This window comes from Flavobacterium faecale, assembly GCF_003076455.1.
GTDB classification, from domain to species: Bacteria; Bacteroidota; Bacteroidia; order Flavobacteriales; family Flavobacteriaceae; genus Flavobacterium; species Flavobacterium faecale.
In genome coordinates, this window is record NZ_CP020918.1 from 4347908 (window position 1) to 4360274 (window position 12367).

General features: G+C 35.1%; 6 protein-coding genes. All 6 read right to left on the reverse strand.

The genetic code is table 11. The features are described 5' to 3' along the window. Positions 1 to 58 precede the first annotated feature (58 nt). The 6 genes from FFWV33_RS18110 to FFWV33_RS18135 all read right to left on the reverse strand — a co-directional run bounded on the left by FFWV33_RS18110 (position 59) and on the right by FFWV33_RS18135 (position 12366). Positions 59 to 1450, reverse strand: coding sequence for a sulfatase family protein (locus FFWV33_RS18110; protein WP_108742199.1), 1392 nt, complete (start codon positions 1448 to 1450; stop codon positions 59 to 61). 72 nt (positions 1451 to 1522) lie between these two features. Further along, positions 1523 to 2908, reverse strand: coding sequence for a sulfatase-like hydrolase/transferase (locus FFWV33_RS18115; RefSeq protein ID WP_108742200.1), 1386 nt, complete (start codon positions 2906 to 2908; stop codon positions 1523 to 1525). A 7-nt stretch (positions 2909 to 2915) separates the two neighbouring features. Continuing rightward, positions 2916 to 5378, reverse strand: a complete 2463-nt coding sequence (locus FFWV33_RS18120; protein WP_108742201.1) for a glycoside hydrolase family 2 TIM barrel-domain containing protein — start codon at positions 5376 to 5378, stop codon at positions 2916 to 2918. A gap of 181 nt (positions 5379 to 5559) precedes the next feature. Further along, complete coding sequence (locus FFWV33_RS18125; RefSeq protein ID WP_108742202.1) at positions 5560 to 7035, reverse strand: RagB/SusD family nutrient uptake outer membrane protein; 1476 nt, start codon at positions 7033 to 7035, stop codon at positions 5560 to 5562. Between the two features lie 12 nt (positions 7036 to 7047). Continuing rightward, a complete protein-coding gene (locus FFWV33_RS18130) occupies positions 7048 to 10173 on the reverse strand; it encodes a SusC/RagA family TonB-linked outer membrane protein (RefSeq protein WP_108742203.1) in 3126 nt (1041 codons plus the stop codon). Positions 10174 to 10896: 723 nt separating this feature from the next. Continuing rightward, a complete protein-coding gene (locus FFWV33_RS18135; RefSeq protein WP_108742204.1) occupies positions 10897 to 12366 on the reverse strand; it encodes a RagB/SusD family nutrient uptake outer membrane protein in 1470 nt (489 codons plus the stop codon). Between the last annotated feature and the right edge of the window lies 1 nt (position 12367).

The window sequence follows — 12367 nt, forward strand, 5'->3', positions numbered from 1 at the left end:
TTTCTTGTTTAGAAAAAAAGCCTTTTGCTCATAGAATACAAACAAAAGGCTCTTTTTATTATTTAACCGTTTTTAACAATTCATAGTATTTTGGATCCCATGCAATTGGTGTTTTCATGTCTTTGAACCATTTAGCAAACTCAGTTTTAAAGCTCTTTTCGATTTCGGGATGTTGCTTGATTACGTCTTTGGATTCTGTCGGGTCAGTATCCAAATCATACAACATTGGCGGCCCAACATCCATCATTTGAACCAATTTCCATTTGCCACTACGAACAGCCCATGAAGGTGGTGCATCATCTTTTTTGTATGGAAAATCAGTTGCTGGCCTCGCATCGGCTCCTGGCACGTGCGAACCTGCCCAGAACAAATATGGATGTACGACTTGAGTCTCTTTTCTATTAAAAATAGGCAATAAATTGACACCGTCAAGCTGGTCTTTTTTGGCTGGTTTGATTCCGGCTGCAGCCATACTCGTTGGTAAAATATCCAAGGACGAAATCATTTCGTTACGAACTTGTCCTGCCTTAATCATTTTAGGCCAACGCATCATGTATTGCACATGGTACCCACCTTCCCATTGTTCTCTTTTAAAACCGTTCCATGGGGCATTGCTGCCTTTGTACCAATACGACAATCCACCATTATCACTCAAAAAGTAAATTAAAGTATTGTCTTCTAAGTTTTTTTCTTTTAAATAATCTAATAATTTACCAACGCTATCGTCCAATGCTGCGAGCATTCCTAGCATAGCTTTATCTCCTTTTCCAGCAGATTCGAATTTATCGATATACTCTTTTGGCGCCTGATTTGGGCCATGAACGGCATTATAAGCGAGATACATAAAAAACGGTTTGTCTTTTGCCGCTCCTATAAAATCAATGGCTTCATTGGTAAATTGAAACGTTAAGTAATCGTGTTTCAGTACTTTTGTCTTTCCTTCAAACAAAATGGGAGAATTGAAATAATCGGTTTGTGCACTATTAAAACCGTAGTATTTATCAAACCCACGATCTATAGGATGCTGTCCCGGAAGCTTGTCACCAATATGCCATTTTCCAATCGCAGCAGTAGTATATCCCGCTTCTTTAAAATAAGTTCCCATAACTTTTTCTGATGCGGGAACACCTGGACCTCTTTGGCTATCAAAATTAGCATACGAACCAAAACGCTGTTGGTAACGCCCCGTAAGCAATCCCGAGCGTGAAGGCCCACAAACCGATGCAGTCACATAGGCGTTGGTAAACTGCGCTCCCTCCTTCCCGATTCTATCGATATTGGGTGTTTTGATTCTATTGCCATCTTGTCCGTAAATTCCAGTTGTTGCATATCCTAAATCGTCTGCCACGATGACAATAATATTCGGCTTTTTTTCTTGTGCAAAAGCAGAATGCCCTATAAAAATAAGGCATCCAACTATGGTTTTGAATATAAGATTTGATTTTTTCACGTATCTATATTATTTCATTTTTACTAAAACTATATAACTTTTGCCAAAAGGCATTTCGTCGTAATTCTAAAACTATTTAACTGTTTTCAGTTGCTCATAATAAGCTTTATCCCAAGTAATTGGTGTTACCATATCTTTGTACCAAAAAGCAAAATCTTTGGACATTTTTTTGGCAATAGCGTTATTTTGGCTTATTACGTCTTTAGTTTCTGCTGGATCTTCTTCCAAATTGTATAACATTGGTTCTCCTTCGGCCATCATCTGCACTAGTTTCCATTTGCCACTACAAACAGCCCATGAAGGTGGTGCATTGTCTTTTTCGAAATCTTCATCCATCTTCGCACCTTCCTCACGGGGTACGTGTGAACCTGCCCAAAACAGTGATTCGTGTACCACTTGTTTTTTAGGTTGATTGAAAACGGGTAATAAGTTGGCACCGTCTAACTTATACGATTTTGAATTTTCGATTCCGGCTGCAGCCATACTTGTAGTCAGTACATCCAAAGACGAAGTCAACTCTTGACGTACTTGGCCTGCTTTTATTTTTGCTGGCCAGCGCATCATAAATTGTACGTGGCAACCACCTTCCCATTGTTCTCTTTTGAAACCTCGCCAAGGCGCATTACTCCCTTTCCACCAAGTTGGCAAACCTCCGTTATCACTCATAAAGAAGATTAAGGTGTTTTCTTCCAAACCTTTATTTTTCAATTCGTCCAAAAGTTTTCCAACGCTATCATCCAAAGCGGCAACCATAGCTGCTTTTACTTGATCTGATTTTGACAAATGCTTGAATTTAGCCATATAATCATCCGGAGCTTGATTAGGACCATGTACTGCATTGTAGGCCAAATACATGAAGAATGGTTTTTTCTTAGCTGAATCTATAAAACTAATCGCTTCATTGGTAAATTGAAAAGTCAAGTAATCGTGTTTTTTTACTTTTTCATTACCATCGTATAAAATAGGTGAATTGAAATAGTCCGTTTGCGCACTATTAAAACCATAATATTTATCAAAACCACGATCCAACGGATGCTGTCCCGGTAATTTGACACCTACGTGCCATTTTCCAATCGCAGCTGTTGTATATCCTGCCTTTTTGAAATAATAACCCATCACTTTTTCAGAGGCTGGAACGGCAGATCCTTTCTGTGTATCGGTATTGGCATAGACTCCAAAACGCTCTTGGTACCTGCCCGTAAGCAAGCCAGAACGCGAAGGTCCACATACAGATGCGGTCACATATGCATTGGTAAACTTAGCACCACCGCTGGCAATTTTATCAATGTTCGGTGTTTTTACATGTGTTCCATCACTTCCAAAAGCTCCTGTTGTAGCGTAGCCTAAATCATCGGCTACGATGACAATGATATTTGGTCGCTTCTCTTGTGCCATCAATGACTGTCCAATTAATAGACAGCCAAAGATTGCAACTTGTATTTTGGTACTTATTTTCATTAGAGAATTACTTAGTTTCAATAGTTACTTCCGCACTTTTTAATGATTTTGAAGTCGCCTTCAATGTAATTTTACCACTTGATTTTGAAGATTTCAAAATAGCCAAACACATACCGCTAAATGCTTTACGTTTTGGTTCAATAAAAGATTCCAAACTAATTTGATTTCCGTTATCCACACCAACTAATGTTCCCACTCCGTTAACGGAGAAGTTTACTAAATTATCGGCATCAGGCACTAGATTTCCGTCTTTGTCTTGAATTTTAACCGTTACATAAGCCAAATCTTGACCGTCAGCAGTTATTTTTGAACGATCAACAGACAAACTGATTTTAGCTGGTTTTCCTGCTGTTCTAATCACTTCTTCGTTTACTGCTTTCCCGTTTTTATAACCAACTACTTTAATTGTTCCTGGCTCGTAAGGTACATTCCATGACAAACGGTATTTCGATTGAAAAGTTTTTGGTTCGTATCGAATAAAATTCACTTTAATTTCTGTCAAATCTTTTCCTTTTACTTTTCGACCCATTGATTTACCGTTTACAAAAAGTTCGGCTTCATCCACATTCGTATAACAATAAACCGGAATTTCTTTTCCTTCCATTCCTTTCCAATTCCAATGTGGCAATAAGTGAATCATAGGTTTTGTTGACCAATGACTTTGATACAAAAAGAATCTGTCTTTTGGAAAACCAGCTAAATCTACTGCTCCAAAATAAGAACTGTGTGATGGCCAATCACCATTCCAATGTCCGTTGGTGGAATTATCTCTTCCTCCATAAGGTGTTGGCTCGCCTAAATAGTCAAAACCTGTCCAAATAAATTCTCCCATTACAAATGGGTTTTCTTCTTGAAAATGAAATTCAATATCTGGTGGATAAGCCCATGAAGGTCCAATGATATCGTAACTAGTTACATGTTTTGAGGCATGTTTTTCATATTTTTCAATTGGCAAATGATATACCCCACGACTACTTGTAATACTAGAGGTTTCCGAACCATAAATTGGAAGCTCCGGGTAATTAGAACGAATTTCAGAATATTTACTTGGCTTGTAATTTACACCAGCAATATCTACTTGCTGTGCAAAGTTATTGTCATAAGGATTTGAATAATTATTCATTCCCATCGTCGTTGGACGTGAAGGATCAACCTCTTTGCAGTAATCGTTTAACGTTTTAGCGACTTTCCAACCATTCTTTTTATCACCTTGTTCTAATATTTCATTTCCAGTGCTCCACATAACAATTGAAGGATGATTTCTATCTCTTCTAATCATATCTTTCAAATCACGCTCTGCCCATTCATCAAAAAACATACTATATCCGTTTTCTACTTTTGGCATTTTCCACATATCAAATGATTCGTCAAGAACTAATAATCCTAACTCATCACATGTTTCTAAAAACTCTGTTGAAGGTGGATTATGACTTGTACGGATAGCATTAGTACCCATATCTTTCATCATTTGTAACTTGCGCTGATCAGCTCTTTTATACACTGCAGATCCTAATGAACCATTGTCGTGGTGCAAACACACGCCATTAAAACGCACTTTTTTATTATTTAAGAAAAACCCATCTTTTGTAAAAGCGATAGATCGTAGTCCAATTTTAGTTTCATAGGTATCTACAATTTTTCCATTTTGAGTAATAGTTGTAACCGTTTTATACAAATTTGGAGTTTCTGTATCCCAACGTTCCGGCTTTAGAATAAAACTATACAAAGCGGAAACTTTTGAAGAATTAGGTGCGATAGTAATCGTTTCATCAACTGTTGAAACTGATTTTCCAGCTGGTGAAAAATATTCGTGTTTTACAACTACCGAAACTTCTTTATTTTCCTTATTTACCACCGTCGTTTCATTTTGAACTACCGCTTTTTCTGCAGTCACCGTTGGCGTAGTAATATAACTTCCCCAATGTCCTACATGTACTGTTTCATCAATCTTCATCCAAACCGAACGGTACAATCCCGCTCCTGGATACCAACGTGAAGCTAAATCTTGCGGACGTAAACGAACAGCAATTGTATTATTCGAACCATCATATTTAAGGTATTTCGAAATATCATATTCAAAACCGATATAACCGAAAGGTCTATTGCCAACCAACTGACCGTTTACCCAAACGTGCGCATCGTACATAGCACCTTCAAATTCAATTCGAACCACTTTGCCTTTGGCATCTTGTGGCATTTTGAAGTTTTTACGGTACCATCCAGTTCCTGTAACAGGTAATCCGCCGGTACGGGCGTTGTGTTTGTAATCGAATGGACCTTCGATTGCCCAATCGTGTGGCAAACTTAAATTACGCCATTTGGAATCATTAAAATTTGCTTGCTCGGCGCCATCGGCTTCTGCATTAAAAAATTTCCATGAATCATTAAAATTGATTTCTTGTGCTTGTGCTTTGGTCAGGCCACAACAAACAATTGTCATAAAGCAGACCGCTAAAAATAGTTTTTTCATCTTGAATTCCTACAAATTTTGGTTGTATAGTAAAGTACAAATCTAATGGCTTAATTTAGAAATAGGTCAAACATATGTTTTTTATACTAACATAAATGGGCAATTAGTTATAAAAGATAGTTTAACAAAAAAGGAGTATCAATCTATGATACTCCTTTTTAATTTAATGTAAGTCACCTGACTAATATCCCGTATTCTGAGTTATTACCCCTTGAGAAAGGGACACTTCAGTGTAAGGAATAGGCATTACTTCATTTTTACCTACTACAAAACCTAACGGAGCCAATACTGTACCAGCTCTACCTGTTCTAATTAAATCTTGATACCTATAGCCTTCACCTGCTAATTCTACACGACGTTCATGGTAAATAGCATCTAATAATGGTTTGCCGCTCATAGTATCAGCCAAATCTGGGACGACAGTTATTGGTTGTGTTCCTCGAGCTCTAGTACGCACTTTGTTTACATACTTAACTGCTGTTGCTGGATCCTTATCATAAATAGCTTCGGCGTACATCAAATAAGCATCAGAAAGACGAAGTACTCTAATATTATTTGCACTATTATTAACACCACCGACTGTAGGAAAAGAATAGTCACTATTTGGTGCCCATGAATATTTTTTATTGTACCAATTGGTACCATAATTCCCTGTTACATTATAAAAAGAAGCCATATATCTAGGGTCATTATCTTCAAATTCTTTCCTTAATTCATCTTTAACTTGCATGAAGCCGTATCCTTTCTGATTCCTCGGTGAAATAAAACGTGTTACAGTTGTTCCCAAATTACTGGTATTGGATGAACAAACTATTTCAAATATTGACCCTGAATTCCATTCTCCTACAGAGTTAAAAATTGAAGCATAATTAGCAGCTAATGTATAAGGCAAAGTAAATAATTGGTCTCCGTATTCTTTTACTTGATCCATTTTATTTTGGTATAACGAAACACGCATCATGTAACCTAATGCAGCTCCTTTGTCTGCATGCCCTAAATAAGATGCAGGACTATTAAATCTTGATGGTAGGTCAGCAATGGCTATTTTGAGATCAGCCTCGATAAAAGCATATGTTTCTTGGGTACTCGCACGAGGAATTGTATATTCCCCAAGCTTTAATAATTTATCAATTAATGGAACTCCTCCAAAGCTGTTCACTAAATCAAAATAATAATAGGCTCTTAAAAAATGAGCTTCGGCTAGAATTTGTTTTTTCCTGTTAGTATCTGAAAATTCGATATCTGGTATTTTCTTTATAACTAAATTAGCAAATAATATACCTTGATAATTTAAATCCCAAATATGCTGTAATGATATATTTGTTGTTGTAATTTCGTACGTTTCTTTTTCGTACAATGGAATATTATCTGAAATATTCGCTCCTGCCTTTAAAAAATCATCTGATCCCACGTCACCCATTAAAATATCTGATCCCATTCCTGCCCAAAAATCGCCTGGTCCATACATGGTATTCATAGGAGCGTAAGCCGCAATTAAGGCTTGTTCTGCATCTACTGGTGTTTTATAAAAATTTTCAGTAACAGGAGTTCCGTAGACTCCAACTTCTAGATAATCTTTACTGCATGAAATCATGCTTACAAAAAGAATAAGCGAACAGTATTTAACTTTTTTCGTGAATTTATTATATAATTTCATCTTCAATATTTTTTAAAAATTAACATCTAATCCTAAAGAAATTGTTCGTACCGATGGATATCTACCTCTATCGATACCTATATCCAAAGGACTATTTTGTGTATTATCAACTCCTACTTCTGGATCCAAACCATCATATTTAGTAAAGGTTAGTAGATTTTGTCCCGATACATATAAACGAAGCTTACTTATTGCTATTTTATCTAAAATACTATCTGGTAAAGTATATCCAATTTGAACATTTTTCAGTCTCAAATAAGAGCCATCTTTTACAAAACGACTCGAAATTTGAGCGTTATTCCCAGAGTTATCAAACGTTGCTCTTGGTACAGAGTTAGATGTCCCTTCGCCAGTCCATCTGTTTAAAGCATTAGTATTTGAATTTGATGCTAAATCAGCTTCCAACCAACGATCTGTAGAGTTAAAAATTTTGTTACCTTGACTTCCTTGAAAAAAGGCTGTGAAATCAAATTGCTTGTACGTCATATCTAGATTAATACCGTACGTATATTTTGGAAATGCAGAACCTATAAATGTTTTATCATTATCATTAATCACTCCATCTCCATTTAAGTCCTTATATTTTACATCCCCCGGCTTGGTATTTGGTAAAATTGCACTTGAATTTACTTCACTTTGGTTTTGAAAAATGCCTTCCATTTGATAACCATAAAATGATGCCAAAGGCTGTCCTGCAACAGTTCTACTGATATTATATAATGCATTTGCACTTCCTGTTTGGATAAGACTTCCTTCACCATTAAGACTTAGTACTTTATTTTGAATGAACGAGATATTACCTCCTAAACTAAACGAAAAGTCCTTGATTACTTTTTTATAATTTGCTGTCAACTCTACTCCTTTATTTCGAATATTTCCCGCATTTGTATATGGATTTTGTGAATAACCCGAAATACCAAGTATGGGAGTTGGCATTAACATATCTGAAGTATTTTTAATAAAATAATCTGCAGAAAATGTCACCGAATTATGAAGAAAAGCCAAATCAAGTCCTATATTTGACGTTTTGGTAGTTTCCCATTTCAAGTTTTGATTTCCTGGTTGTAATGGTGCAACACCTAACCCAGTATTTTTAGAATCACCAAAGGGGTAATTATTACCTATGTTTAATGTATTAAATGTAGATGAATTAGGAATGTTTTGATTACCTGTTTCTCCCCAACCTACACGAAACTTAAATTGATTAATAGCATTCGCATGAAAGAATTTTTCATTATGGATGTTCCATGCCAAAGCTAAAGATGGAAATTGTGCCCATCTATTATTTGAACCAAAACGAGATGAGCCATCTAATCTATAGGTACCCGTTAATAAGTAGCGATCATCATAATTATAGTTAATTCGACCAAAGAAAGATAATAACTTCGAATTTGAAATTCCGCCTCCATTTGTTGATGTAGATACTGCTCCCGATCCCAACGTAGGATTAGCAACACTTTCAGGTATTTGATTACGTTGTGCTGTTACATTGTTTGAACTTAAATCTTGAATTTCTTGTCCTAATAGTGCCGTAAAATTATGTTTTTTTGAAAAAGTAGTATTATAATTTAAAGTGTTAGACATAATTAAAACTCTGTCTTCATTTCTTTGCAAATAGTAAGTACTTACAGGTGAATTATAAGATGGAGAAACATTATATGCTGGTTTAAAGTTGTCTACTTTAGAATCATTTATTTGTAAACCATAATTAGATTTAAAAGTTAACCCCTTAATAATTTCGATCTCTAAAAACACATTACCCAAAAAGCTTTCTTTAGTATTAGGTGATTGTCCGAATTGAACTAATCCTAATGGATTGACAGCTAAAGAAGAAACATATTTTGGCTGCCCATAAGAACCATCTGCATTGTATATAGGGGATACAGGATCAATCATATAGCCTACAAATGCACTTTTTGTAAACGAATCTGGACCAAAAGATGGTACCGAATTGGTATTTGAATTTGAGTATTGAATATTGTGACCAACTTTAATTTTTGGCATTATTTGGTAGGTATTATTTACCCTGAAATTTGTTCTTTTATAAGAAGAATTTTGAAGAATCCCTGTCTGGTTGATATAACCGAATGAAGCGTAATAAGTTGTTTTATCTGTACCTCCAGAAACAGCCAGTTGATGACTTTGCATCTGACCAGATTTATATATAGCATCTTTCCAATTATAATTTGGTAGTGCCGAAGGATTAGCTAAAGCTGGATCTGCTGGTTTACCATCATTTGCATTTCCTTCATTATATAAGGTAGCCCATTGTTGTGAATTTAAGACATCTAAATTATCAATTCTATTTTCAACGCCTACATATGTTTTGTAAGTTATAACTGTTTTGCCTTTTGTCCCACCATTTGTAGTAATCAAAACAACTCCATTTGCTCCTCTAGAGCCATATATTGCAGTTGCAGAAGCGTCTTTTAAAACTTCGACTGATTTTGCATCTGCCATGTTAATACTAGAAATATCATTAATGGGAACTCCATCAACTACATACAATGGATCTGCGCCATTTACAGTACCTATACCTCTTATTCGCACTGTTGGTGTAGAACCTGGTCCTCCAGAACCCTTAGTTACTGATACTCCAGCCATTCTACCTTGAATAGCTTGCGCTAAATTTGTATTTTGTGTTTTATTTAATTCTTTTGTATCAGCAGAAGATACAGATCCCGTTAAATCTGATTTTCTTACTGTTCCATAACCAACTACAACTACTTCTTCTAATGCTGCGGCATCATTAGTTAAAATAGCATTAACAACCATTTTTCCATTAATTTTAATTTCTAATGATTTTAAACCTAGATAAGAAAAAACCAATGTTTGTCCTACTCCTTGAACTGCTAAAATATAGTTTCCATCAATATCTGTTGTAGTTCCAGTTGTAGTTCCCTTTATCATTACATTGGCTCCTGGAATAGGCATGCCATCAGTATCCCTTACAGTTCCTTTAACTTGGATTTGTTGTATTTGTTGAATATTTAATACCTCTAATTTATTATTTGCTTTTTTGTTGTCTGCTCTCATAGAATTAATAGTGATTCCAAAAATGATCACAGTTAATTTTAATGCTAAATTAAACCGGTAGTTGTAAGGACTCTTTTGTTCCTTTCGATTAATCTTTTTCATAAAATAATTTTGTTTTATTTCTTAATTTTTTTTTCGATACTAAAGTCAATTTTACAATAGCTTTTACATAGACTTTTATTTTTTTAGGTTAATTAATAGAATAGTTCTTAATAGTTTTCGAGTACAAACATTAATCAACAAAGTTTCATATGTTAATTAAGTTTCTTATTTGAACAAAATTACGGTATTAACAGAACTGCGTATTGCTAAAAAAAGTTAAAAGTTGAATAAAATAATGTACTCTGTTATTTCTCAATATTTAACATCAAAATAGATATATGATGCTATTTAATTAAAAAAATATAAGTTTTTACTACAAATTAAATAAATAGACATTAATAAATGCAGGATCATAAATCAATCATCTAATCGTTAAAATAATCATTATCTTAAATTAAGTTAAAAAAAAAATAAACAAATAAAAAAAATGATGAATTATCACTTTTCATCATTTTAAAGAGTATAAAAAAAGACAATAGCAAAACATCACCTTATTGCTGCCTTAAATATTTTAATTATTAAAATCTAAACACGTTATTAACCATAATCCATTTACTTTTCAGTGCTTTTTTTATCAAACTACCCCCACGCTCGTTATTAAGACCTACAAGAAATTGCATTAGCTAACAAATCATAATTAACTCTTCATATTTCAGTACATAAAAAAAAAGGGACTGTTCCGAAGAACAATCCCTTTTCAAACAACTAACTAAAACCAACTCATTAATAATTATTTTGAAGTAAAACACCTTGTGATAACTCTGTTTGAGAATACGGTATTGGCATTACTTCATTTTTGTTTTCGACAAAACCTAAAGGACTAAGTAGTGCTTTGGCTCTTCCTGTTCTAATGAGGTCTTGAAAACGCAATCCCTCACCTGCAAGTTCCACTCTTCGCTCATGGTATATTGCATCTCGTAGCGCATCACCGCTCAAAGTAGCTATCAAATCTGGAACTACCGTAATAGGTTGTGTTCCTCTTGCTCTTTTTCTTACCTTGTTTACATACGTCACAGCGGTTGCAGGATCAACTTTGTAAATCGCTTCGGCATACATTAAATATGCGTCTGCTAAGCGAATTATACGAATATTATTAGCACTGTTTCCAGTACCTCCTGTCGTAGGTTTTGCATAGTTACTATAGGGAGCCCAAGAGTATTTCTTATTATACCAATCAGTTCCGTAGTTACCTGTAACCGTGTAAAACGAAGCTGCTAATCGTGGATCATTCACTTCAAATTCATTTCTCAATTCTGGTTGTATTTGTCCAAAACCGATACCACCCTTATTTCTTGGCGTCATCATACTTGTTATGTAAGTACCTAAACTACTTGCATTGGAAGACATATTAATTTCAAAAATTGAACCTGAATTCCACTCTCCTTCTTGTCTGAAAATTGTAGTATAATCAGCCAAAACATAAGGTGTTGCAAACAATTGTTCACCATAAGTTTTCACCTGACCCATTTTATTTTGATACAGTGATACGCGCATCATCAAGCCTAATGCCGCTCCTTTGTCTGCGTGCCCCAAATATGTTGCTGGCTTTGCAAAACGAGACGGTAAATCGGCAATGGCAGCTTTTAAGTCATTTTCGATAAAAGTATATGTTTCAGCTTTTGAACTGCGTGCTACATTATAAGCTCCTTGTTCAAGTGGCTTATCAATTAATGGCACACCACCAAAAGTGTTAACTAAATAATAGTAGTAATATGCACGTAAAAAGTGTGCTTCGGCCAAGATTTCCTTCTTTCTATTAGCATCAGTAAAATCAACAGCAGGTACTTTTGCAAGGACTAGATTGGCATATAAAACACCTTTAAAATTGACTTTCCAAATTGCTTCTGCGGCAGTATTTGAAGTGGTTAATGCGTAGGTTTCTTTCTCAAATAATTGTGGTCCATCGTTTGATCTTGCACCACCTTTTAGCAAATCATCTGTTCCTATATCCCCAAATAGTAAAGTACTAGCAGTGGAGGCCAAGAAATTTTCACGCCCATATTGCTCTCTCATAGGCGAATAAGCTGCCGTTATACCTTGTTCAGCATCAACAGGGCTTTTGTAGAAGCTGTCCACTTCTGGTGTACCATAAACACCTACATCCAAATAATCATTATTACAAGATACCAAGGATCCTAAAGCTAGTACAGAACATACTACTATAGATTTTTTTATTTTTTTATATGATTTCATT